This window comes from Streptomyces sp. NBC_01635, from assembly GCF_045209715.1.
In the GTDB taxonomy this organism is placed as follows: Bacteria; Actinomycetota; Actinomycetes; order Streptomycetales; family Streptomycetaceae; genus Streptomyces; species Streptomyces hirsutus.
Window position 1 is genome coordinate 7,807,326 of record NZ_CP109277.1, and the last position, 23,471, is coordinate 7,830,796.

General features: G+C 69.6%; 17 protein-coding genes and 2 pseudogenes. 12 read left to right on the plus strand and 7 right to left on the minus strand.

Going from position 1 to position 23,471, the window contains the following annotated elements; translation table 11 throughout:
• Positions 1-126 precede the first annotated feature (126 nt).
• The 4 genes from OHB56_RS36115 to OHB56_RS36130 all read left to right on the plus strand — a co-directional run bounded on the left by OHB56_RS36115 (position 127) and on the right by OHB56_RS36130 (position 6,770).
• Complete coding sequence (locus OHB56_RS36115) at positions 127-1,047, plus strand: hypothetical protein (protein ID WP_406358020.1); 921 nt, start codon at positions 127-129, stop codon at positions 1,045-1,047.
• Between the two features lie 151 nt (positions 1,048-1,198).
• Positions 1,199-1,648 (plus strand): peptidase inhibitor family I36 protein, encoded by a 450-nt coding sequence (locus OHB56_RS36120; RefSeq protein ID WP_326755924.1) that lies wholly within the window; start codon positions 1,199-1,201, stop codon positions 1,646-1,648.
• Positions 1,649-1,793: 145 nt separating this feature from the next.
• Entirely contained in the window at positions 1,794-5,726 is a 3,933-nt protein-coding gene (locus OHB56_RS36125; protein WP_406358022.1) for a helix-turn-helix domain-containing protein, read from the plus strand.
• A gap of 153 nt (positions 5,727-5,879) precedes the next feature.
• The gene (locus tag OHB56_RS36130; protein ID WP_406358024.1) at positions 5,880-6,770 is read left to right on the plus strand and encodes a C40 family peptidase; all 891 of its coding nucleotides are present in this window, start codon (positions 5,880-5,882) and stop codon (positions 6,768-6,770) included.
• 260 nt (positions 6,771-7,030) lie between these two features.
• On the opposite strand, the pseudogene OHB56_RS36135 reads toward OHB56_RS36130, so the two are convergent.
• Positions 7,031-7,573, minus strand: a pseudogene (locus OHB56_RS36135) (hypothetical protein); the annotation flags it as partial.
• 124 nt (positions 7,574-7,697) lie between these two features.
• Here OHB56_RS36135 and OHB56_RS36140 point away from each other — a divergent pair.
• Positions 7,698-8,387, plus strand: coding sequence for an SMI1/KNR4 family protein (locus OHB56_RS36140; RefSeq protein ID WP_326755927.1), 690 nt, complete (start codon positions 7,698-7,700; stop codon positions 8,385-8,387).
• A gap of 54 nt (positions 8,388-8,441) precedes the next feature.
• Entirely contained in the window at positions 8,442-9,014 is a 573-nt protein-coding gene (locus tag OHB56_RS36145) for a YrhB domain-containing protein (protein ID WP_406358026.1), read from the plus strand.
• Between the two features lie 164 nt (positions 9,015-9,178).
• Here OHB56_RS36145 and OHB56_RS36150 read toward each other — a convergent pair whose 3' ends face one another.
• Entirely contained in the window at positions 9,179-9,790 is a 612-nt protein-coding gene (locus tag OHB56_RS36150; protein ID WP_406358028.1) for a hypothetical protein, read from the minus strand.
• 145 nt (positions 9,791-9,935) lie between these two features.
• Between OHB56_RS36150 and OHB56_RS36155 the strand changes: the two genes are divergently transcribed.
• Positions 9,936-10,790 carry a hypothetical protein gene (locus OHB56_RS36155; RefSeq protein ID WP_406358030.1) on the plus strand — a complete coding sequence of 285 codons (855 nt, stop codon included), beginning with the start codon at positions 9,936-9,938 and terminating at the stop codon, positions 10,788-10,790.
• Between the two features lie 606 nt (positions 10,791-11,396).
• The gene (locus OHB56_RS36160) at positions 11,397-13,322 is read left to right on the plus strand and encodes a DUF262 domain-containing protein (RefSeq protein WP_406358032.1); all 1,926 of its coding nucleotides are present in this window, start codon (positions 11,397-11,399) and stop codon (positions 13,320-13,322) included.
• 22 nt (positions 13,323-13,344) lie between these two features.
• Here the strand turns inward: OHB56_RS36160 and OHB56_RS36165 are convergent, their stop codons facing one another.
• The 5 genes and pseudogenes from OHB56_RS36165 to OHB56_RS36185 form a co-directional block, all read right to left on the minus strand.
• Positions 13,345-14,604, minus strand: a complete 1,260-nt coding sequence (locus OHB56_RS36165; protein ID WP_406358034.1) for a hypothetical protein — start codon at positions 14,602-14,604, stop codon at positions 13,345-13,347.
• An 88-nt stretch (positions 14,605-14,692) separates the two neighbouring features.
• Positions 14,693-16,863, minus strand: a pseudogene (locus OHB56_RS36170) (UvrD-helicase domain-containing protein).
• A 64-nt stretch (positions 16,864-16,927) separates the two neighbouring features.
• Entirely contained in the window at positions 16,928-18,490 is a 1,563-nt protein-coding gene (locus OHB56_RS36175) for a protein kinase domain-containing protein (RefSeq protein WP_406359285.1), read from the minus strand.
• Positions 18,491-18,666: 176 nt separating this feature from the next.
• Positions 18,667-19,143, minus strand: a complete 477-nt coding sequence (locus OHB56_RS36180) for an ATP-binding protein (protein WP_406358036.1) — start codon at positions 19,141-19,143, stop codon at positions 18,667-18,669.
• Between the two features lie 219 nt (positions 19,144-19,362).
• Positions 19,363-20,274 (minus strand): MerR family transcriptional regulator, encoded by a 912-nt coding sequence (locus tag OHB56_RS36185; protein WP_406358038.1) that lies wholly within the window; start codon positions 20,272-20,274, stop codon positions 19,363-19,365.
• Between the two features lie 429 nt (positions 20,275-20,703).
• Here OHB56_RS36185 and OHB56_RS36190 point away from each other — a divergent pair, with 429 nt between their 5' ends.
• From OHB56_RS36190 to OHB56_RS36205, 4 genes are all read left to right on the plus strand, one after another.
• Positions 20,704-20,850, plus strand: coding sequence for a hypothetical protein (locus tag OHB56_RS36190; protein ID WP_406358040.1), 147 nt, complete (start codon positions 20,704-20,706; stop codon positions 20,848-20,850).
• 6 nt (positions 20,851-20,856) lie between these two features.
• A complete protein-coding gene (locus OHB56_RS36195; RefSeq protein ID WP_406358042.1) occupies positions 20,857-21,177 on the plus strand; it encodes a hypothetical protein in 321 nt (106 codons plus the stop codon).
• Entirely contained in the window at positions 21,174-21,518 is a 345-nt protein-coding gene (locus OHB56_RS36200) for a hypothetical protein (RefSeq protein WP_406358044.1), read from the plus strand. Before OHB56_RS36195 ends, OHB56_RS36200 begins: the two co-directional genes overlap by 4 nt.
• 525 nt (positions 21,519-22,043) lie before the next feature.
• Positions 22,044-23,462, plus strand: a complete 1,419-nt coding sequence (locus OHB56_RS36205) for a sugar porter family MFS transporter (protein ID WP_406358046.1) — start codon at positions 22,044-22,046, stop codon at positions 23,460-23,462.
• The last annotated feature ends 9 nt before the right edge of the window (positions 23,463-23,471 follow it).

The following is a 23,471-nucleotide window of genomic DNA, read 5'->3' on the forward strand; positions in this document are numbered from 1 at the left end:
TTTCCCCTGCTCACGCCTTGTTTCCCGGGCAGCCGCCCGGCGGGCAACAGGAAACCCGTCGACCTCCGTCGGCAGCGGGGCAAGTCTGGGTTCGTCGGCAAGCGGCAGCGAAGGGAGGTTGGGTCCATGAGACGTGCACTCGTGTCCTTGTGCGCGGTCGTGGCGGTCGTCACGACCGGATGCGGCGACGGCGGTGACGGCGGCGACGGCCGGGCACCACAGGATCCGCGTCCGCGTCCCCGGGCGCTGACCTGGCAACAGGAACTGCGCGTCGCCGACGCGCAGCAACGCCTGACCAAGCAGTGCATGCACCGCCAGGGCTTCACCTACTGGGAGGACCGCGGCCTGACGCTCCGGGAGAGCCGCCCGGTGCGCTACGTGCAGGACGACGTGGCCTGGGCCCGCACGTACGGGTACGGCGGCCGGATCGAAGTGAAGAGCCTGCGCGTCCGCGAGAGCAACCCCAACGGAACCTACCGCCAAAACCTCTCCCCGGCCCGGCGCGTCGCCTTCGACACCGCGCTCGACGGCGGCGGCGGCGCCCGCATGCTCACGGCACCGCTGCCGGGCGGCGGGGAGATGCGCAAACGCGTCGGCGGCTGCACGGAGGAGGCCGAGCGCGCACTCTACGGCGACCCGGCCGAGTGGTACCGCACCGGCAAGATCGCCACCGGCCTCAACGCCCTCTACGGCAAGGAGCTGATGGAAGACCGTCACCTGACCGCGGCGGTACGGGCCTGGTCCCGGTGCATGAAGAGGGCGGGCCGGCCCTACGAGGACCCCCAGGCGGCCCGGGAAGCCGTCCGGGCCAACGCCGTCCGGCTGGGTGCGACCCGCGCCGGCGAGGCGTTCACCGCCGAGCGGAAGACCGCCGTCGCCGACGCGACCTGTGCCCGCGAGACCTCCCTGCGCGCCGTGGCCACGGCGCGGGAGACGTATTACCTGGACCGCCTGCGCGACCGGTTCGGCAAGGACATCGACACCTACCGGCACCTCGGTCAGCGGGCCTACGACCGGGCGGTGCGCATCGTTCCGGAGCGAGGCTGACCACTTCCTGCTCCTGGGCGGACACCGCCCCCGGTGAGGGCACGCCGGGCCACCGGCCCGGTGCGCCGACACCGACGCACCACCGCCAACGCACCACCGCCAACGCACCACATTGTCAGAGGAATCGTCAGAGAAAACGAGGGGAAACAGCATGCGCAAGTTCACCGTCACGGCCGCCCTCCTCGGGCTCACCGCCCTGGGCGTCGTCGTACCCGCCACCACCTCGCAGGCGGCCGGGAACACCGTCGCCGGACCGGGCTGCGACAGCAAGTGGGGGCCGCGCAACGGCAACATGTACGCCTGGGAGGACCTGGACTGCTCGGGCGCCGAACTGATCCGCTCCGCGGGCAACAGCGACTGGTGGGTCGGCTCGCAGGACAGGGCGACATCCGTCATGAACCGCGGCTTCACCGGTGGCCTCGACCACGTCGCGTTCTACGAGAACTCCGGCTTCGGCGGCGGCCACGCCTGCCTCGCGCCGGGCGAGCTCTACGCCGACAACCTGACCGACAACCGGTTCACCAACGGTGTCAACGCGAACGACACCATCTCCTCGCACCGGTGGGTGGCCCGCAGCGCTTGCGGGGCCTTCCTGAGCTGACCCTTCCGTCCGTGCGACGGGAACGAACGTCCGGAACCGCTCCGTGGTTCCGGACGTTCGTGTTTACGCCACACGGGGGAAAGGTTTGGCTGCGCTCATCACCCCGGCAGTAATCTGGCCGTCCACCGTCTCACGGCCGTACTGCATGGGGGACACCGTGGGAGATCCGCAGCACGGGCAGGAAGCCGACCACCAAAGCGGGCAGGATCAAAACGCGCTGACCACGCACTCCTTTCCCGCGCAGTTGAGACGACTCAGACAGGCACGTGGCCTGTCGCTGACCGACCTGGCACGGCAGACGCATTACAGCAAGGGCTACCTCAGCAAGATCGAGACCGGCACGAAGCGGGCGACCGCCGACGTCGCCCGTATCTGTGACCGCGTACTGGGCGCCGAGGGGGAGTTGCTCAGGCTCGTACAGGAGAGACTGCCCGCCGACAGCGGGAGCGGCGCCGAGGCCGCCGCTTTCGAGCGGCGGTTCGACGAGGTGTGTCCGTACCGCGGCTTGTCGGCGTTCACCCCGCAGGACGCGCACTGGTTCTTCGGCCGGGAGCGCGCGACGGCCGCACTGGTGGAACGGGTCTTCGAACGGGTGGGAAGCGGCCCGCTGATGCTCGTCGCCCCCTCGGGCGCGGGAAAGTCGTCCCTGCTCAACGCCGGCCTGGTGCCCGCCCTGCGGCGCGGCGACTTCCCGATGCCGGGCGCCGACCGGTGGCCGGTGGTGACGTTCACCCCCACCTCGCGGCCCCTGGACGAGCTCCTGGAACGCACCGCGAAAACGGTGGGCGGGGACCTCGCCGTCACCGTCGAGGAGGTGCGCGAGAATCCCGACGCGGTGCTGGACGCCGTACGCGCGATGGTGGGCGATCCGCCGGAGCCGTCCGGGGAACGCCGGCCCCCGCCCTGTCGATCGGTGCTGATCGTCGACCAGTTCGAGGAGCTCTTCACCCTCTGCGCGGACGAGGACGAACGGCGCTCCTTCGTCCGGGTGCTCTGCGCGCTGGCGGCCTCCCGGCCGGAGGAGAGCGCACACGGCCCCACCGTCGTGGTGCTGGGCGTCCGGGCCGACTTCACCGGCAACTGTCTGGACCTTCCCGAACTGGCCCCGGTCCTCACCGACGGGCTGTTCGTGCTGCCGCCCATGTCCGTGGCGGAGCTGCGGGAGTCCATCACCCGACCGGCGGAACTCGCCGGCCTGACGCTCCAACCGGGCCTGGTGCCCCTGCTCCTGCGCGACGCGGGACTGCGCGACGAGCCGGGCGGCACACCGCCCGGCAGCACACCGAGGGGCAGCGGGAAGGACGCCGGTTCCGGAGCCGACGTGACACCCTCCGGCGTACTCCCCCTCGTCTCCCACGCCCTGCTGGCCACCTGGCAGCGGCGCGAGGAGTCCGCGCTGACCGTCGCCGGGTACGAGCGGGCCGGCGGCATCCGGGGCGCGATCGCGCGGACCGCCGAGAACGTCTTCGCCCGGCTGTATCCGGCCGAGCAGAAGACGATCCGCCGCGTCCTGTCCCGACTGGTGTACGTCGCGGACGGCGGCGGGGCGACCCGCCGCCGGACGAGCAGGGCCGCCCTGATGGAGCAGTTCGCCGACGCGGACGGCGCGGCCGCCGCGCTCGACGCCTTCGTGCGGGCCCGGCTCGTCACCATGGACAGCGACACGGTCGAGATCACCCATGAGGCCCTGCTGCACGCCTGGCCACGGCTGAGGGACTGGATCCACGCCGACCGCGCCGGGCTGCTCCTCCACCAGCAACTCGCGCACGCCGCCGCCGAATGGCAGCGCGAAGGCCGTGACCCGTCCGCGCTGTACCGCGGCACCCGGCTGAGCACCGTGCGCTCCTGGGCCGACGAACTGGACGGCTGGAGCCGGCTCGGCCCCGGCGAGGAAGCGTTCCTCGGAGCGAGCCTGGCCGAGCAGGAAGGCCATGAGAGGCAGGCCAGACGCCAGGTCCGGCTCCGGCAGTCGATGCTCGCCACGCTCGTCGTCCTGCTGGGGCTCGCCCTGACCGCCGGAGGCCTCGCCTACCAGCAGCGCGAGAGCGCCCTCGACCAGGAACGCGTCGCGCGTTCCCAGGCACTCGCCGTGCGTTCCCAGGCACTCGCCGGGGGCCGGCCGGAGGCGTCGATACTGCTGGCCGGGGAGGCCTACCGGGCCCACACCACCGCCGAAGCGCGCGGCGCGCTGCTGAGCACGCAGTCCCAGCCCTTCACCGGCCGGTTGAGCGGTCACCGGGGGCCGGTCAACGCGGTGGCCTTCGCACCGGACGACCGGTCCCTGGCGACAGCCAGTTCCGACGGGACGGTGACCCTGCGACGGCTGTCGGACCGCCGCACGACCGCCACGTTCGCCGTGTCCGGGCCCGTCCGCTCGATCGCCTTCAGCCCCGACGGCCGCACCCTCGCGGCGACGTCGACGCGCGGGCCCGTGAGTCTCTGGGACGTCGCCGAACGCCGGAGGAAGGCCGTGCTCGCCGACAGCACGAAAGGTGCCCGGGCACTGTCCTTCGACCCCCGTGGGCACCGGCTCGCCGTCGCGACCGCGCAGGGGCCGATCCAGTTGTGGGACACCGCGCGCACGCCCCGCGTCACCGCCTCCCTCAGCGGGCACGAGGGAACGGTCAACGCCCTGGATCACGCCCGCGACGGCCGGACCCTGGTCTCCGCCGGAGCCGACCGGGTCGTGCGGCTGTGGGACACAGACCGGGCCCAACTCCTTGCCGCACTCGAGGGGCACACCGACGAAGTGCTGGGCGTGGCGTTCTCCCCGGACGGCCGGAAGGTGGCCTCCGGGGGCATCGACCGGACCGTACGGCTGTGGGACGTGCGCGGCGGCCGGCTCAGGGCGACGTTGTCCGGGAGCAGCGACGACGTCAACGCCGTCGCGTACACGCACGGCGGCGCCACGGTCGTCGGCGCGGTCGGCGACGGGACGACCAGGCTGTGGGACGTCCGCAGCGGCCGGCAGACCGCCGTGCTCGCCGGTCACACCGACTACGTGATGGGGGCGGCCGTGACCTCCGCCGGCACCCTGCTCGCCACGGCCGGTTTCGACCGGTCCGTGGTCCTGTGGAACCTCGGCGGCCCGGCGCTGACGGCCCGTCCGTTCACGGAGGTCTGGCAGGCCCGGTACAGCCCCGACGGGAGACTGCTGGCCACCGCCGACGCCGACCACACGGTACGTCTGTGGGAGGTGGGCGGGCGCCGGCTCCTGGCGACGCTCCGGGGCCACACCGAGGCGGTCTTCTCGGTGTCCTTCGCGCCCGACGGGCGGACCCTGGCATCGGCGGGCTCCGACGGCACGATCCGGCTGTGGGACGTGGCCGCACGTGGGCCGCTGGCGACCCTGACCGGCCACACCGGGCAGGTCTACTCCCTCGCCTTCGCCCCCGACGGCCGAAGTCTCGCCTCGGCCGGCGCCGACCGCACGGTACGCCTGTGGGACGTGACGAAGCGCGCGCCGCTGGCGACACTGACCGGCCACACGGACTTCGCCAACGGCGTCGCCTTCAGCCCCGACAGCCGGGTTCTGGCGAGCGCCGCCGACGACCTGACCGTACGGCTCTGGGACGTCTCCTCGCACCGCCCGCTCGGCACGCTGAACGGCCACACCGGCGCAGTGCGGAGCGTGACCTTCGCTCCCGACGGGCGGACGCTGGCCAGCAGCGGCAACGACGGCACCGTACGGCTGTGGAACGTCCGCGAACGCCGCTCCGAGGCCGTCCTGACCGGTCACATCGGCTCCACCCGGGGCATCGCCTTCGCTCCCGACGGCCGCACGCTCGCCAGCAGCGGCAACGACCGTACGGTGCGCCTGTGGGACGTCGCCGGACGGCGTCCGTGGGCGACGCTGACGGGCCACACCGACGCGGTGTGGAGCGTGACCTTCGCTCCCGACGGGCGCACGGTGGCCAGCGCCGGCACGGACGGCACCGCACGGCTGTGGGACCTCGATCCCGGGGCCCGGCTGGCGGAGGTCTGCCGGCTGCGCGCGGGCATCGGTGCGGACGAGCGCGCGAAGCTCCTGCCCGGCACCCCCCTTTCCGACGGGGCGCCCTGCGACGTCCGGGGGTGACGGGGACTCACCTGCTCGAAGAGGGGTTTCCCAGGTGTTTCCCGTTGCCCATCGGCGGGAGGCGACGCCCGGATCTCGACAACCGCGAGGCACGGCCAGCAGGCTGCTGTGCGACCACTCCCTTCACCACCCACAGGAAACGGGGGTCCTGGCATGGTCCGCCGGACCGGTTCCATCCACACACTGATCGCGTTACTGGCCTTCCTCCTCTGGGCGCCGGTGTCCGCCGCCACCGCGAACACCGCGGCACCCGCGCAGCGTTCGGCCGCCGACGCGTGCGGCGTCCTCGCACCCGGAGCCTCCGCGGCGGCCGAACGCGCGATCGCCGCCGCCTGCGCCGAGGTCGCGGCCGGCACCTGGTACACGTGGGGCGGCGGGCACGGCGCCCAGCCGGGCGCCACGTACGGCCAGATCGACCCGACCGACCCGGACAGCGAACACGACCCCGAACGGCTCGGCTTCGACTGCTCGGGCCTGGTCCGCCACGCGTACGCCAAGGCAGCGGGCTCCGACATCCTCAACGGTGTCGCCAGCCAGCAGTACTACACGCACCGCGCCGCCGCCCGCTTCACCGCCGCCCAGGGCCTGGCCCCGCTGCTCCCCGGCGACCTGCTCGCCTGGGGCGCCCCGCAGGACCTGCACCACATCGCCCTCTACCTGGGCGCGGGCAAGATGGTCGAGGCCAAGGAATCCGGCACCAGGCTCATGGTCAGTGACGTCCGCCTGAACGGCGACTACTTCGGCGCCGTCCGCGTCAACACCGGGCCCGTCACCGGTCACATTCACCAGACCTGGGGCACCGACGTGTGGACCAAGTCCGAACCCTCCGTCAGGGCCGCCCGCGTCTACGCCTTCCCGTACTCCACCACCATCCGCGTCCACTGCCAGAAGCACGCCGAACCGGTCACCGCCGAGGGCTACACCAACGACGTATGGTCGTACCTGCCGGACTACAAGGCGTGGGTGACCAACATCTACATCAAGGGAGCGGCGTGGCTCGACGGCGTGCCCGACTGCAGGACGACGCCACCTCCGACGCCGTGAAGCGCCGGTGCCGGGGGCCGGTCTGAAACGGACGGTGTCCGGCCTGGCCGATGGCCACCGACGGCAGGCGCGTCCTCGCCCTGCACGGCCGCAAGCTGCACGCGCTGCCGGTGTGACGCACACGCCGGACGGCCCGCAGGTGGTCGGCGCCATGTGAGCCGACCACCTGCCACGAACTACCCGGGCGGTGCGATCACAGCGGACTCGCACGATCCTGGGATGTCATCCTGTGGCTCCCCGACCGGTGAGTGCGAGCGCGCCTACGCCGACGCGGGCAGCGCCGGGAACACGACCACCGAGCCGTCCTCGTCGCGGGCCATCTCGATCGCCACGTCTGTCGCGCGGCTGTCGACCACGACGCCGTCACCCAGCTGGTGAATCCGGTGTGCCGCGCGCATCAGGCGATCGACTTCCGCGGTCGTGAAGACGGGCCGCAAACCGTGCGGGCGGGCCAGTTCCAGCGTCGACAGGCGACCCAGGCCACCGGCGATGCTCGACTCCAGTTCGTCGAGGCGCTGCTGGTCGCGCTTGAGCGCGCGGGTGAAGTTCTCGAACAGGTTGCCGGGGTCGCTCTGGGCGTGCTCGACGGCCTGCAGGACTACGACCCGCCGCTTCAACGCAATGTCCAGGGTGGCGAGTTCGAGGTGGGTACGGAAGATGCCGCCATGGTCGTCGACGCCGGGGAACGACTTGGTCAACGTGCCGAGATCGACGGCCTTGCCCTCGGGCAGCTTGTCGAGTGCGCTCTGCCACTGGGCAAGGCGGCGATCGGCGGCGCCCAGCGCCGAGTTGATGGCATGCACTTGGCAGAGGGCGACGACCGACGACGCTTTTCTGGCGATGGCCGTCCTGAGCCGTCCTGAGTCGACCGCCCGCGCGGAAGGCCACCCAGACCGTTGTGTCAGTGGGGGTACATAGGGTCTGCGCATGGTTGATCAGAGGTGGGCCGGGGTGCGGGAGCGGGTCGCGGCGCTGGGCGCGCTGCCGGCGGGCAGCGAGGTGTTCGGTTCGCACGGACACCACTGGACCTTGGAGGAGCCGCTTACCGAAGACGAACTCACGGAGCTGGAAACCCAGCTGGGCGTAAGCCTGCCCGCGGAGTACCGGACGTTCCTCACCCAGGTGGGTGCGGGCGGCGCGGGCCCCGCCTACGGTCTCTTCCCGGCACGGCGCGTGCGGGGCCGCTGGCGTTGGGAGGGCGACGGCGCCGACCTGGCGGACCTCTCCACGCTGGCCCAGCTGTTCCCCGAGAAGGGCCCGGACCCGGAACTCCTCGACGCGCTCACGGCCGAGCGCCCCGAAGAGGAGGACTTCGACGAGATCGAGGACTTCGACGACGCCGTCGAGGCCTGGGACGAGCGGTGGGAAGCCGTCATGTTCGCCCCCGCGCGCACCGCCGGAGCCATCGTGATCTGTCACCTGGGCTGTGCCCTGCGGGAATGGCTGGTCATCAGCGGCCCTCACCGCGGCACGGTCTGGTCCGATCCCCGAGTGGACGACGCCGACCTCGAGCCGCTCCTGGACACCGAGGGAAGGCCGGTCACCTTCGCCCGCTGGTACACCGACTGGCTGGACAAGGCCGAACGCGCCGCACGGCAGCAGGTGGCAGGCGTATGAGGAAGGGGAACAACTCGCTGTTCCCCCTCCCGCCCCGTAAGGAATGCTGTACGAGTGATTCAGCGAGAGGCCGCCGTCCGGATGGTCGAGGAAGAGCTCGAGCGCACCTTTCAGGAGGAGCTGTCGGCGGGCCTGCATCCGAGGCGCACGACGGTGGAGTCCGTGGAGCAACACGAACTGGTGTGGATCGTCCACTGGACGTCCGAGGAGTTCGTGCGCACCGGAAAGCCGGAGTTCATACTGGTCGGGAACGGGCCGTACCTGGTCGACCGCATCGACGGAAGTCTCCATGAGGTCGGTGTCGTCGACTGGGTCACCGGGGCGTGGGAGGCCGACTATCGCGTCCGTGTCCGAGGGCTGGCCGAGCGGACCGCCGTGGACGATCTGCACGACGAGGTGCGCGCGGTGGCCTCCACTCGTGGGCGCATTCACGCCATGCACGCCCTGCGTCGGCGGCTGCCGGTGCTGTCCCCCGCCGAGACGATCGCCTACGCGACCGCCTTGCTGGAGGGCGATGCACCGGAGTACCTCGTGGAGGTCGCCGCTCGAGAACTGGCGCCGCAGCCTGTCGGCCGGGTGCCGTCCGTCCATACCATCCGCGGAGCGGCGCCCAGCGAAACACACTGATTTCAGCGGGGAGCCTCTATGCGGCGCGCCCACCGCCCTCGCCGCCGCGGCGTTGGCACGGGCCCGCCTGCAGGTCCCCTACGGCGAGGCCCGCACCAGCGTGCAATGAGCCGCGCGTCCCGCCCGCCCAACCGCTCCGGGCCTGGGCAATGACCACGAGGAAGCTATTTCGGGCCGTTGGACATGTAGTTCCACACCGCGTGCTCCAGCCCTCCGCGATCGTGTCCTAGGAGGTCGGCGGTCCTTTCGTAGACCCGGCGAAGCCCCTGATAGGTGGTTGTCTCCACACCGGCCTGCCGGGCGAAAGCGCGTAGATGAACGTCCACCGCCACATGAGATCCCCCGACCAGAGCGCCCAGATAGTCGACCGTCTTGGGCCCGACACCGTGCACGGCGAGAAGCGCGGAGCGGTGGGGGCCCTCCTTCAGCCAAACCCTCAGTTCATCGCGCGTCTCCACCCCATCCGCGGCGACAAGGTCAGCGATCGCGGCGATGGCGGCGAGTTTCCTCTGGTGGGTTGTCCGAAGGACCGCACTCAGCTCGCCTCCGGACACACGCGCACGGAAACGGCTCACCGTGTCCGCTTCGGGCCAGCTCTCCTGCAGTTGCTCGATGCGCGGCCGTACCCATCGTCTGTAGTGCCGGGCCTGCTGGAGGACCGCGTCACAGATCACCGCTCCCATGTGATGCCAGCCGCCGGCGGCGCGGAACGGGCCGTTGCCCAGGGTGGTTTGCACATGGGCCGTGAGCTTGGCGACGTCTTCTTCGATGGTCACGACCTCATGATGAGGGGGCGTTTCCCCTTCGTCGATGGCGCATCGGAGCCATACGCATTGCGCGGGAACGGGCCGTGCAGACGTCGTAATCCTCGGATTTCCGTCCTCGAGCCGCCGATGAGCGACACACTTGACTGGAAGAAACATGGAGGTGCGAGTGGTGCGTCAGGCATGTGACGGTTGGGTCCACGGCCTCAAGGGGGAAACACTTTGCTTCACCGGCAAGGTCGTCGTGGATGGCGAGTGGCTGGTGCGTGCGGAGTGTGGCCGAAGGGCCAAGCAGCGGGGTGCGACAGCAAAGACCGACTTCTCCGGTGGAGTCAGCCTGGTAGTCCACGGAGACCTCAGCAGCAAGCAGGTGTCCGACACCAGGCGCAACTACAGCGACACTCTGATCGCCGCCGACCGTGAGCGCGGGCTGGGCCGTCACGTCCACGTCGTGAACGAGGACGGTTTCGGCAACTTGATTCATGGTTTTCCCGCACGATGCCTGGAACTACGGGCTTCCTCGCGCGGTGGCACCCCCGCAGTGGTGCCTCCGCATCCCACGTATAACATCCTCGGAGCTCCTCTTCAGGTGCAGAGGCGCGGTCTGTCCACCGTCCAGGAGTTGAACGTGGACCTCAGTTCCCTGGACAAGGGAACCGCGGCGCACGAACGAACGGTGGGTCTGCTGATCCAGCACCTGGCCCACCGTGGGCATAAGGCTCACACCTTTGCCAGGAACAGCCCCAGGTTCGACGCGGGTTGGGCGGTCGAAAAGGAAATCTTTGTGGCGGAGGTGAAGAGCCTGACCGGTACGAGTCAGGACCAGCAGATTCGTCTGGGTGTGGGGCAGGTACTCGACTACGCCCATCAGCTTCGGGCGCGCTCCGGCACCGGCCCGTTGATACGGCCGGTCCTGGTGCTGGAGAAGAAGCCGGCTGACGACAGGTGGAACACCTTGACCCAGGCAGTCGGAATTCAGCTGACTTGGGCACCGGGTTTCCAAGGGATTTGATCTGCGCCCACGGTGGCGTGCCGACACGCCACCGGCTGGTGTTTCGGACCGTGCGCGGTTCACCCCGGCAAGCTTTGCGTAGGGCTTGGAGCAGGCTCCGTGGGGCGTAGCGTCAAGCCCGCCCGGCGTCCGGAGCGAGATCTATCAGGCGATCAGCGGCAGCGCGGTGGGTAGGCTGCCGAGTGGCGCTCGCGCAGCGCCCTCGCGGGCGGACACGGCCAGTTCCTCCGAGCTACGCCACTTCGTGCCGGGTGGGTGCATCGTCAAACAGCCATGGGGATACGCGCCCTTGGTGACGAGCCCGCTGACGGGGCCCGGATTCGAATGCATGACTGTGCCGTCCATGAGGAACACGAGCTGGTGTGGATCATCTCCTGGGCGTTCGAGGCTTTCGGGTGCGGAAACCGGACTTCGTGCTCGTAGGGGAGCGGGTCGTGCCTGAGCGACCGAGTCGACGGAGGTCTGGCCGGATATGTAAGGGCCATGGCCGGATCTGGACCAGAGGCGAGGGGCCATGGGCCAGCTCATGGCCGCCGAGGTCGAGCCGGCTCGCGCTCGGCGGTGGATATCGTGTCAGCAGTAGATCACTCGCAAGCTGGGGGCAGCATGGGGCTGGCAAACCAAAAGATCATTTCTCAGGTCGAGGACCTGCTGCACGGCAGGGTCGTCATTCCCTCCATTCAGCGCGACTTCGTCTGGATGAGGCCCGATGTACGCGACTTCTTCGACTCCCTCTACCGGGGCTACCCGGTTGGTGCGCTGCTTCTGTGGAAGACGAATCTGACCGTCCCCTTCAAGACGGCTGCCGTCGTGCAGGCCGACAAGTCGGCGCACCAGCCTCTCTATCTGCTGGACGGACAGCAGCGGCTGACTTCCCTCGCCTGGGTGTACCGACCGGAGTCGAAGGCCGACGGTCGCCTCATCGACCTGCGCTTCGACGTGCGTACCGAGGAGTTCGTCAACCCTAGCGCCGTGCAGCGGAAGGACCCGCTGCTGATCCCGGTATCGACGCTGCTGCAGGAAAACGTGCAATTCTACCAGGTTCTGCGCAAGGCCGGCATGTCGATCGACGACCCGAGTTTCGACTCGTGGATTCAGCGGCTGCAGAAGGTGAACAACATCAGGCAGCACCAGATCGCTGTCATCACCTACGAGTCCGACGACTACGAGGAGGTCGCCGAGCTCTTCGCCCGGTTGAACAAGGGGGGCCGACGGCTCTCCAAGGGCGATCTCGTGTACAGCGCCATCGCGGCTCGCTGGTCTGAGGGCCTGGACGTCATGGACTCATTCCACCAGGAACTGCAGGACAGCAACTTCGCTTTGAACCGAGAAGCTGTGCTGCGGCTCATGAGCCTCCTCGCGGGAACCGGCGCGCATCACATCAAGCTCATTGGGGCGGTGGTGGACGAAATCGCGCTGAAGGAGGCATGGCAGGCCACCGAGAGGGCTCTGCGTTTCGCCATCGACTTCCTCAAGGGCGAGTGCTCCATCCCCCGGTCCGAGATCCTCTCGTCGCCGAACGTCACGGTCGTGCCCGCCCTGCTGTTGCACCACAGGGACGGCAAGCTGCGGCCGGGGGAGGCCCAGCTGCTGCGTCGCTGGGTGTACACAGCGATGGCGTTCAGCCACTACTCCCTGCAGGTGGAGGGCAAACTCGACGCGGAGGCCAGGCTCATCAAGTCCCGCGAAGGAGAGGTCCTGTTTGCCGAACTGCTTCGTCGAGCCTCCGGCCCCCGGTCTCTGGACAGCGCTCTGCACCCGAGGGACCTGGAGCAGAAGTACTCCACGCATCCGTTCTTCAAGCTGCTCTACATCGCTGCGCTGCGGAGCAGGGCGCGGGACTGGGCGACCAACATCGCCATCAGCGACCAGCCGATGAACAGTGGCGCCAAGATCGAGTTTCACCATGTGTTCCCGCGCGCCCGCGTGCAGGGGACGTATGCGAAGGAAGAGTGGAACAGCCTCGCCAACCTGGCATTCGTCACGGGGCAGACGAACAAAATGATCTCATCCAGGCTACCTGCCGAGTACATGACAGGGGTCGCGGCAGAGCGTCTGGGTGAGCAATGGATCCCGGACGACGTCGAGCTGCGATCCCTCGACCGCTTCCCCGACTTCCTAGCCGCTCGCAGAAGGTTGGTGGCCAACGTTCTCAACGACTTGTTGGGCCTTCCCGCCTATAACGGGCAGTCGCCTCTCCGGGAAATGGATGAGCTACCGGCCGACGAGGAGGTGATCGCAGAGGAACCGGCCGCACCCACACTGGTCGGGGCGGCAATCCAGGAGCTCCGCACCGAGCGGGGCGTCGAAATCCACGCGGTCTACGAGAGCCGGCGGACCACCGCCTTCTATGACCCGTCGTCCCGTACTGTGACAATTCCCTCCGGCCCCGGTCGCGGCGAGTACGAGACCCCCAGCGGGGCGGCTGTGGCGGTGGTCCACGCCCTCAACCCGCACGTCAATCCGAATCGCAACGGCTGGTCGTTCTGGACCGTCACCGCCACGGGGCAGCTCTTGCAGAGCATTCGGTAGGCGGCACGATCGGCAGGCTCGGTTATGTGCCTCCACGCTTGTGGGGCCTCACGTAGGTGTGGCCCTTCGGCAGCTTGTGGCTGCCGGTGAGGCCTGCCTTCCGGTGAGCCTCTGAGTACGCAGCACGAGCTTCGTCGCTGGCCTGCTTGCCCAGGTGCTCGATTCTCATCAGATGTCCGGCCACTCCATGCTGGGAAGAGGCGCCCGGCAGATGTACGACCCGCAGCTGCTCCTTCTTACGCACAGGAAGCACGAAGGGCGTGTAACAGACGAGGCGAATTGTTCTCTCACCTGGACGCGCCGGGTAGTTGAGGATGCCGTCGGCAGCACAGCTCCCTGTGGCCCACCTGAGACGCTGACGACTGATGAGTCCGTTCACCGCGGCACGAACGGCTTCGCCTGGCCAGTCCTGCGGGCCGCGGTGGCTGCGAACGTTGGTGATCAGGTTCCGCATCGGCAGTAGCGCGCGGCCCTCCTCGTCGAGATAGCCGAGCTTGCGGATGGTCTCCTGGACCAGAAGGTCGAGCGAGGAAGTGACGCCCTTCCCGTCCGGCTGTGTGATCGCTGGCAGCTCCCTGGCGATGACCCGCGGGTCGTAATCGTGAAGAAACTGCCTTCTCGCGACGTGGACAGGACGTTCCAGAGGGGTGAGTGACAGACGCAGCCGACTCCGGTCGAGCTCGGCCGTGATGCGTAGACCCGGCATGACTTGGGACCGCGGCCATCGCATGCCCCGGAGACGTTCCCCTGTGATCTTCTTCCCGAGAGTGGCTGGCAGAACGGTGGGAAAGGCGCGGCCGTAGTCGAGGTGCACCACTTTCACCGTCCGCATGCGGCGCACCGTCTGTGCGGGCAGTGGGCAGTACCCGTGGTCCAGGTGATGTTGGCGCAGCACGAATGTCCACTGGAGACCAGATTCCGTTTCGACCACATCGTGCGGTCGGCCGGGGTCGGCCTGCTGGATCACAACCTCTTGTTCGGGATCCTCGGCTGCTTCGCTTCCAGCGCTGCCGAGTTCTGGAGCAGCGGCTTCGGAGGCGGTGTGATGATCATGGGCGTCGAGAGTGGTGACGACTTTCCGCCGATGACAGTCCGTGCAGTGTGGGAGTTTTCTGCCCGAGCTCGTGGTTTTGATGGCGACAACATTGTCCGTGACCGTTCGTTGGCACTGATTGCAGGGGAACGAAACGGGCGCGGAGTACTGCTGCAACGTCCAGCGAACGTGGGTCCTCGTGCTTTCGATGAGCTCCACATCTGGGAACTGCGGGTCCCGAGCGCCCATGGTCGGCCCTCCTGCCACACGGTGTGCGCCCAACCTCAATCTGACGGCGCGGTGGAAAGTCTGCCCGACGCATCATGGCGGAAACAGCTCAGACAGCTCGTTGCTTCGATACACCTGCATCCGCCAAGAAGGAACTCGGGTCGCCCGACCAGGACACGTACAGGCTGTCGCGGGCCCGCGTGCAGGCGACGAAGAGCAGGCAGCGTTCGGACATCATGTCCGTCTCGTGCTGCTTGGGATCCACCTCGGGCGGGGTGACCGCCTTCGGGAACGGCAGCGCCTCGTCGTTGACGCCGATGACCGCGACGCAGCGGAACTCCAGCCCCTTGAATGAGTGCATCGTCCCGACCCGCACGGCCGTCGCCTCGGCCGTCGCGGACTCGCCGGTGGCGGTGCGCAGCGTCACCGCGGGGATGCCGGCGTCCTTCAGATGCGCCACCGCCTTCCCGCACGTCTTGTTGAACCGTGCACTCACCCCGATCTCCCCGGCGCCGACACCCGCGTCCATCCACGCCCGCACCTGGTCGACGAGCGCGTCCAGTTCGGCTTCCTCGGTCGTCGCGCCCCGCACGGCGGGCCCGTCGCCGTGCAGGGCGGAGCGGTACCCGAGCAGGGTCTCGTTGCGGCCGTCGTCCTCCAGTTGCGTGATCGGACGGCCGACGAGCAGCGCGGTGGACCAGCGCAGGATCTCCTGTGTACTGCGGTAGTTCTTGCGCAGCTTCACCGACCGCCCGGTCACCTTGATGCCGAGCGACTTCAACGACACCTTCGAGTCGTAGATGCGCTGATGCGGGTCCCCGGCGACGAACAGGTCGTCCGGGCCGGGACGGCCGCGCGCAGCAGACGCCACTGCGCCGGATGCAGGTCCTGTGCCTCGTCCACTACGACATGCCGGTACCGCGGCTCCTTCGCCTCCAGCAGCCGCGCCGCCTCCGCGCACGTCTGCAGCCAGGTGCGGGCCCCGTCCTCGGCCAGACCGGCCGTGAACCGTTCCACCGTCTCCCACACCAGTGGCCGTTCGGCCGCCGTCAGCCGGCTGCCGCGGCCCCGCCGGTCCGCCGCCTCGTACTCGGCCAGGGTGCCGACGCCCTGGGCCAGGACGACGTGCCGGTACTCCTGCGCGAGGAACTGCGCGCTGCCGGTGAAGCCCGTCGCCTTGGCGGCCTTGCCCCAGCGACTCACCTCCTCGTTGCTCATCAGCGGCCGCAGTGCCACCGCGTCCGGCACCTCGGCGACGACCCGGCTCGCGAACCCGTCCACCGTCGAGATGTCGACCCGTGCCCGCAGTTCCGGGTCCTCCACCAGGGACTCCAGGCCCGCGCGGAGGGCGTTGACGAGCGCGTTGGTGTACGTCGTCAGCAGGATGCGGTCCCCGTTGCGCAGGTGCCCGAGCAGGTGCTTGACCCGGTGCAGCGCCACGACCGTCTTGCCGGTCCCAGGTCCGCCCGTCACCTGGGCGGGCCCCGAGTAGGACGCGCGGTAGGCCACCTTGCGCTGGGAGGGGTGCAGGAAGACCCGCCAGGCCGCGAAGGGCTTCTCGAAGATGTCCCGCAGCTCCTCCGACGCCGTGACCAGAGCGATCCGCGCCCGGCTGTGCCGGATGGCCGTCTCGAAGTCCTGCGTGTCGACCGGCTGTGTCGCCGACTGGAGGGCGGGCGCGACGATGTCCTGCCACACCTCCTCGACCGTGCAGCCCTCCGCGAGGTACTGGAGCACCTCGCGCTGGTCCTGCGGCAGCAGCGGCGCGAAGACCTCCAGCTGCTCCTTGTCGACGAGCGACCGGGCCTGCCGCAGCGTCTCGGCGTCGATGCCGAGCGCGCTCAGGTCCCCGTCGGAGAACTTCTCGAACAGCCGCGCCTTCGGCGAGGCCTGCGCGACCCGCTCGTACGCCGGCGTGATCTCGTCCAGGGTGGCCGCGTCCCGGATCTCCACGGCCCGGGTCACCGTGTTGATCGTGGACTTCTGCTTCCTGGCCCAGGCGATTGCCTTGTCGTGCTGCATGACCCGCAGCAGGACGAAGGTGTCCCCGCTCGTCGGGGCGAGGACGACACCGCGCCAGAACAGGTCGATGCGGATCGTCCGGATCTGCTTGTCCCGCGGCTTCTGCAGACTCTCCAGCTTCAGCCCCGGATCCTTGAAGAGCTGGTCGAGGCTGAGCCGGTCGAACTTCTCCCAGGCGTCGAGCACGCCCTTCCTGACCGGCGGCTGGAGCTTGGGGAGTTCGGCGAAGAAGCCGACATCGAAGGCGAGCTGCGGCATGGAGCGATCCTAGGGGCCGGGGGAGTCGTCGTGCTGTGGGCGGAGGAGGGCCGGGAAAGGGGACTCACGTGGGTGAGCCGGAGGCGTCGCCGTCGAGGTCCAGGCGGATCACCGCCAGTGTCTCGGCGACCTCGGCCGTGAGGTCGTGGTCCGGGCCGAACACCAGGCACAGGTCCTCGTGCAGCGGGTCCAGGACGTCGAACGCCTCCGCCGCCCGCCCCTGCGCGAGCAGCAGCATGCCGATGTCGCGGCGCAGCTCCACGGCGTTCTCGCTCACGTCGCCGTCGATCGACCGTACGGAGTCCAGTACGCCCCGCAGCCCGGCCAGTGCCTCGGTCGCCCGGCCCAGTTCGCCGTTGCAGCGGGCCGCCTGCGCCCGGCAGTCCAGTGTCGCCTCGTGGTGCGGGCCGGCGATCCGGGCGTACGCGTCGGCCAGCGCCTCGAACTCCGGCAGCGCGGCCCGGTGATCACCCGCCAGCTGACGGCTGAAGGCCCGGCGCCTGCGCAACGCGAGGACCGCCTTGCTCTCCGAGCCCAGCACCAGGGCCGCCGTCTCGATCATCTCGCCGACCACCTCGGCGGCCTGCGAGAAGCGGTCCTCGTCCCACAGCGCGGCGCAGTGTTCGTACACCTCGCGGATCTGCTCCCGCAGCTCCTCGCGCTGTGCGGGCGGCAGCACCGGCGCCGGAACCGCGTCAGGCCCGCCGTCGGCCGCGGTGGCCCGCGTGCCTACGGATCCGGCACGCGAGCGGGGCGCGTACGGGCGGCGGAACACCCCGGTCGGGTCGGGTGCCCCGGCCGGACCCGCCTCACCAGGAAGCCGCGCGTCCTCCGCACCGTCCGCGGGTGACGGCAGGAACGGACGCAGCCGCTCGTACACGGCCTGCACGTCCACCGGCCGCGCCTCGGGCGCCTTGCGGAGCAGGTCCAGGACGAGTTCCCCCAGCTCCGCGGGCACCTCCGCGCGCAGCTGCCGCAGCGGTGTCGGCGCGGCCGAGATGTGCTGGGTCATCAGCTGGAACTCGCTGTCCCCGGCGAACACCGGCCGCCCGCACAGCAGCTCGTGCAGCACGCATCCGAGCGCGTACAGGTCGGTGCTCGGGGTGACCCGCGCGCCCCGCACCTGCTCCGGCGCCATGTACTGGTACGTGCCGATGGGGCTGCCCGTCGCCGTCAGCTTGGTGACGTCGGTGCGCAGGATGGCCGCGATGCCGAAGTCCAGCACCTTCACCGTGCCGTCCCGGGCCACCAGGATGTTGCTCGGCTTGAGGTCCCGGTGCACCACGGGCACCTCGTGCGCGTGCGACAGCACCGTGGCGACCTGCGCGGCCACGGCCACCGCCCAGCTGACCGGCAGGAGTTCGCCCGGGTGCACGTACGCGGTCAGCGGGACGCCGTCGACCAGCTCCATCACCAGGAACAGCTGGTCGTACGACTCGTCCAGCACCGCGTCGTACACCTGCGGCACGCCCGGGTGCTGGATCCGCGCGGTGACCCGCGCCTCCCGCCGGAACCGCTTCTCGAACTCCTCGGCCAACTGCGGCGACGTCACCGCCTGCGGCCGTACCAGCTTCACGGCGACGGGCCGGTCCAGCACGGCGTCGAAACCGCGCCACACGTCGCCCATGCCGCCGTGACTGAGGGGTTCGAGCAGGTCGTACCGATCCGCGATCCGTCGTGTGTCGTCCGGCACGTGGTCCCGCCCCGCCCCTCGTCCTCGCCCGTCGAGCGCCCGATGTGATCCAGGGGCATCTTGGCCGGTAAGCGACGGAAGAGTCCAGTGGGAGCAGGCGAGGCAGCGGCCTACGGGAGCGGGGGCGGTGAGATCAGGCCAGGCGCCATGCACTGCGCCCAGACCGTCTTGCCGGGACCGCCCGAACGGCGCGGGCAGCACCCCCACCGGTCGGCCAACGCCGCGACGAGCAGCAGCCCGCGCCCGTCCTCGCCGTCGGCCGGAGGCGAGGACAGAGACGAGGACGGAGGCGCTGGCAGACGTTCCCCACGGGTGTCGCTCACCTCGATGCGGACGGTTCCGGTCGCGGCGTCGGCCGTCAGCAGCAGGTGGAAGTCACGGCCGGCCACGTGCCCGTGCCGTACGGCGTTGGCGCACAGCTCGGCCGCGACGAGCGTGACGACGTCGTGCGCGTCGCTGCCGTACGGGATGCCCCAGGCGTCGAGGCGGTGCCCGCACAGCCGTCTGGCGAGACGGGCGCCACGCGGGGTGGAGCTGAAGCGCATCGTGAACTGATGTGCCGTGAGGGGTGATTGTGTTGCGGTCATGCACGTACGGTGGCGCTTCGTGGCACAACGTGACCAGCGGTGACGCGCTGCTTCCGGTGATTGGTACGGGGCGGGCGCGGACGTTGTACGGGGCGGTACCCGATGGCAGCTTTGCTGCGGTGGCTGTTCCGCATTCCACTGCGGGGCAGGGGACAGGGCACAGGGTGCCGGTCGACGCGTAGGCGCTCCAGGGGCGCCGCCCGCCCGCCCGCCGGCCGGTCAGGCCTGAGATGCGGCGCGCAGGGCCCGGGCCAGCCACTCCAGCTCCTCGGTCGCGTCGGGCGCCGAGTCCTGCCCGCGCACGCGGGCGACAAGCCTGTGGTAGCGCTCCGCCTCTGCCTCGATCCCGGCCTCCAGGCTGCGCAGCACGGCGGTCCGATCGGCGTCGCCGAACAGCGGGGACAGCACTTCGGCCGCCTCCGGTGCCTCGGGGGCGACCCCGCGTTTTCTGACCTCCGCGACGATCTCCACGATCTGCCTGGCCCACCAGATGGACGCCCCGGGGGGACGGCCCTGCCCCGGTACGGGCGTGTTGAGCTCCAGCCATGTGCGCAGCCGGGCGCGAAAGCCGGGGTCCCGCACCAGTTCGGCCAGTTCGATCCAGGCGTCGACCTGCTCAGGTGCGGGATCGTCGGGCAGTTCGATGCGGTAGGTGAGTATGCGGTCGCGCAGGCGCGGCTCGACGTCGAGACCGCCGAACACCTCCTCCTTGAACTCGTCGATGATCTGCTTGCGTTCGGCGGCGGAAAGCCGCGCCAACCTGTTCATCAGTGCTGTCTCCTCAGCGGTGGAACCACGTGTCGCCACGGTGGACAGGACGGCCCGGCTCACCTTGAGCGAGCGGATCTGCGCGTCGAGCGCGGCCACGTGTGCGTGGGCGACCTCGGCGACCGTGGTCCGACCGCTCAGCACCCGGCACACGTCGTCGAGCCCGAGGCCCAGCTCCCGCAGGGTGCGGACCAGTTCGACGCGGGCCACGGACCCGGCGTCGTACAGCCGGTAACCGCTCGCGGAGCGGGCCACGGGCGGCACCGCTCCCTCGTCCGACCAGAAGCGCAGGGTACGCACCGGAAGTCCGGTGCGGTGCGCGAGCCGGCCGATGGTGAGCAGGGCGGGGTGTTCGTCGTCCATGGGCGAGATCCTGGACCCTCCAGCCGCTGGAGACTCAAGCGCCTCAGTGCGGCATTCCGTAAGTTCTCCAGAGTTCTGCCGAGTCCCCTCATCACTGCCGGCGCCGACAGCATGCGCTTCCTCGCCTTCGATCAGGCCGCAGATTGATCAGATCGGATGAGGAAACTTCAGGAATTCCGGAGTCACGTCACCAGCCGGCCGAGCAGCGAACGGGAGAAGCCCCGAGCCAGGGGCTCGGGAACTCAGCAGGGGCCACGGGAACTCACGGGATGTCGCACATCAAGAGGCCTCTGCCCGATGTGACATGACTGTGACAGGTGGAGTGGCTTTCGCCACAGACGGTTCGGTGCGGTGCTGATGAGGTGGCCGCATGCGTGCCGCCCCCCTCATCTCTCAAGCCCTGCCCCCGCTCGGACGGGGGTGGCGGGCGTGCTGCTGGTGGGTTTAGGTCTCTCCGCGGTCTGTGCCCTCGGCGCGCTCATCGCCGCGGTGGGGGTCGTCGCGATGGCGTTCCCCGGTCGGCCCGAACCCTGGGCGGTGCATCTGCTGCGCCGCGCGACGGGAGCGGCCGGGTAGGCGGCCGTGGCCGTCTACTCTCTGGGGCTCTCCGGCGTCCTGCTGTCGGAGCACGCGTTCGGCAACGGCGCGGACTCGATTCCGGCTCCGGCCTGCCGCGACGGCTTCGACGCGGAGACGAGACAGGGCCTCTCCCACCACCGGTCCTCGTACCTGCCGCTCCGTTTCGACTGCGTCCGCGACGACGGCACCGTCTACTCCAGTGATCCCAGCTACCTGTGGATGAACTGGGCGACCGCGTCCCTCACCCTGGTCGCCGCCCTGCTCGTCATCGGCGCGGGCTACGCCACCGAGCTCCGCGCCCGGAGGATCGCAAGGATGTCATGACGCTGCTCCCGGTCTTCGTCGGGCTCGTGGTCGGCTGGGTCGTGCTGCGCGGGCTGCCGGCGCATCCGCTGCTGCCGCTGTGGGTGCGGACCTCGGTGTTCTGGACGGTGCCGCTCGGTGCCCTCACCTGGGCCGTGATCATGGTGGCGGACGACCCCTTCCTGTTCCCGGAGACCGATCCCTGCCCCGGGGAGCCGCTGCGGGAGGGCGTCCTCGGGAGCGGGGAGGTCCCGGTCTCCTTGGCGAGGACCCGGATCAGGCGTTTGACCTGCGGCATCGCGGCCCGTAGGTGCTTGTTGCAGCCGGCTTCCTGCGGGACGTACGGGAACCTGCCGCAGTAGTGGGCGCGTGCGTGCCGCAGCCGGCGGGCCTCGCTGTGAAAGCCGGGCAGGGCCTGCATGACGGCCAGGCACAGCAACTCGGAGTGACTCGGTCTCGGTGGCCTGCCCGGCAGCCGGGCGATCCCGGCCCGGTCATCGTCGATCTTCACGTACAGCCCGGTCACGAGAGTGGTCGAGTTCGTCGTCACAAGCGGATCTTGAGCGCCCTCGCTGCATGCCCGCAGGCATCCGGAAAGACTCGTCCAGCCGAAGCACGGGCCCGGGCCGAGGCCCCACTGCCTGGGAACTCCTGTGCCACGAACCCCGTGTGCCTCCGCGACTTCGGGGTAGTCGGATCGTGTCCGATACTTGACCACAGTATTTGAACTCAAGCCCGCTTGGCGGGCGGTGAAATCTCGCAGCAGTGAGGGTGTTGACTTCGATATTTGAAGCCATGCCCTCTGCGGCGTTGCTTTTGCCTTCAGGTTTCACCTGGAAGGGCTGACCCCACCCCGGCAGCGTCGCCGGGGCGCCCGAGGAGCACACGTGACCAGCACAGAGCAGGCCCCCGGGCCAGGAGCCGGTACGGCTCGTCCCGAACATCTCGGGCACGTCATCTTCATCGCGGCGTCGGCCGCCATGGGCGGTTTCCTCTTCGGTTACGACAGCTCCGTGATCAACGGCGTCGTCCAGGCCATCCGGAGCCGCTATGGCATCGGATCCGCGGAGCTGGCCCAGGTCATCGCCATCGCCCTGATCGGCTGCGCCATCGGTGCCGCGACCGCGGGCCGCATAGCCGACCGCATCGGCCGCATCCGGTGCATGCAGATCGCCGCGACCCTGTTCGCCGTCAGCGCCATCGGCTCGGCCCTGCCCTTCGCCCTGTGGGACCTCGCCTTCTGGCGCTTCGTCGGCGGCTTCGCCATCGGCATGGCTTCGGTCATCGGCCCGGCCTACATCGCCGAGGTCTCCCCGCCCGCCTACCGCGGCCGCCTCGGCTCCTTCCAGCAGGCCGCGATCGTCGTCGGTATCGCCACCTCCCAGCTGGTCAACTGGGGTCTGCTCCACGCCGCCGACGGCGACCAGCGCGGCGAACTCCTGGGCCTGGAGGCCTGGCAGGTCATGCTGGGCGTGATGGTCGTCCCGGCCATGCTGTACGGGATGCTCTCCTTCGTCATTCCCGAGTCCCCGCGCTACCTGCTCTCTGTCGGCAAGCGCGAGCGCGCCCGCGGGATTCTCGCCGAGGTCGAGGGCAAGGGCGTCGACCTCGACGCCCGCGTGGCCGAGATCGAGCACGCCATGAAGCGCGAGCACAAGTCCACCTTCAAGGACCTGCTCGGCAGCAGCTTCCTCTTCAAGCGGATCGTCTGGATCGGCATCGGCCTGTCCGCATTCCAGCAGTTCGTCGGCATCAACGTCGCGTTCTACTACTCCGCGACGCTGTGGCAGTCGGTCGGCATCAACCCGACGGCCTCGTTCCTCTACTCGTTCACGACATCGATCATCAACATCATCGGCACCGTGATCGCGATGATCTTCGTGGACCGCATCGGCCGCAGGCCGCTCGCGCTCATCGGCTCCTCCGGCATGGTGATCGGCCTGGCCCTGGAGGCCTGGGCGTTCTCACACCCGCTGGTCGACGGCAAGCTGCCGGCCACCCAGGGCCTGGTCGCCCTGGTCGCCGCCCACCTCTTCGTCCTCTTCTTCGCCCTGTCGTGGGGTGTGGTCGTCTGGGTGCTGCTCGGCGAGATGTTCCCGAACAAGATCCGCGCCGCCGCCCTGGGCGTGGCCGCCTCCGCCCAGTGGATCGCCAACTGGATGATCACCGTGAGCTTCCCGTCGCTGGCCGACTGGAACCTCTCCGGCACCTACCTGATCTACACGTTCTTCGCGGCGCTCTCCATCCCGTTCGTCCTGAAGTTCGTCAAGGAGACGAAGGGCAAGGCGCTGGAGGAGATGGGGTAACTCCTGGCA

What these genes read in the sequence shown, in the direction of transcription:
- OHB56_RS36140 (WP_326755927.1), top strand. Translation starts at nt 7,698, where the DNA reads ATGGTTGATCAGAGGTGGGCCGGGGTGCGGGAGCGGGTCGCGGCGCTG.
- OHB56_RS36130 (WP_406358024.1), top strand. Translation starts at nt 5,880, where the DNA reads ATGGTCCGCCGGACCGGTTCCATCCACACACTGATCGCGTTACTGGCC.
- OHB56_RS36115 (WP_406358020.1), top strand. Translation starts at nt 127, where the DNA reads ATGAGACGTGCACTCGTGTCCTTGTGCGCGGTCGTGGCGGTCGTCACG.
- OHB56_RS36165 (WP_406358034.1), bottom strand. Translation starts at nt 14,604, where the DNA reads ATGGGCGCTCGGGACCCGCAGTTCCCAGATGTGGAGCTCATCGAAAGC.
- OHB56_RS36120 (WP_326755924.1), top strand. Translation starts at nt 1,199, where the DNA reads ATGCGCAAGTTCACCGTCACGGCCGCCCTCCTCGGGCTCACCGCCCTG.
- OHB56_RS36125 (WP_406358022.1), top strand. Translation starts at nt 1,794, where the DNA reads ATGGGGGACACCGTGGGAGATCCGCAGCACGGGCAGGAAGCCGACCAC.
- OHB56_RS36155 (WP_406358030.1), top strand. Translation starts at nt 9,936, where the DNA reads ATGGAGGTGCGAGTGGTGCGTCAGGCATGTGACGGTTGGGTCCACGGC.
- OHB56_RS36185 (WP_406358038.1), bottom strand. Translation starts at nt 20,274, where the DNA reads ATGGACGACGAACACCCCGCCCTGCTCACCATCGGCCGGCTCGCGCAC.
- OHB56_RS36180 (WP_406358036.1), bottom strand. Translation starts at nt 19,143, where the DNA reads ATGACCGCAACACAATCACCCCTCACGGCACATCAGTTCACGATGCGC.
- OHB56_RS36200 (WP_406358044.1), top strand. Translation starts at nt 21,174, where the DNA reads ATGACGCTGCTCCCGGTCTTCGTCGGGCTCGTGGTCGGCTGGGTCGTG.
- OHB56_RS36160 (WP_406358032.1), top strand. Translation starts at nt 11,397, where the DNA reads ATGGGGCTGGCAAACCAAAAGATCATTTCTCAGGTCGAGGACCTGCTG.
- OHB56_RS36175 (WP_406359285.1), bottom strand. Translation starts at nt 18,490, where the DNA reads ATGGGCGACGTGTGGCGCGGTTTCGACGCCGTGCTGGACCGGCCCGTC.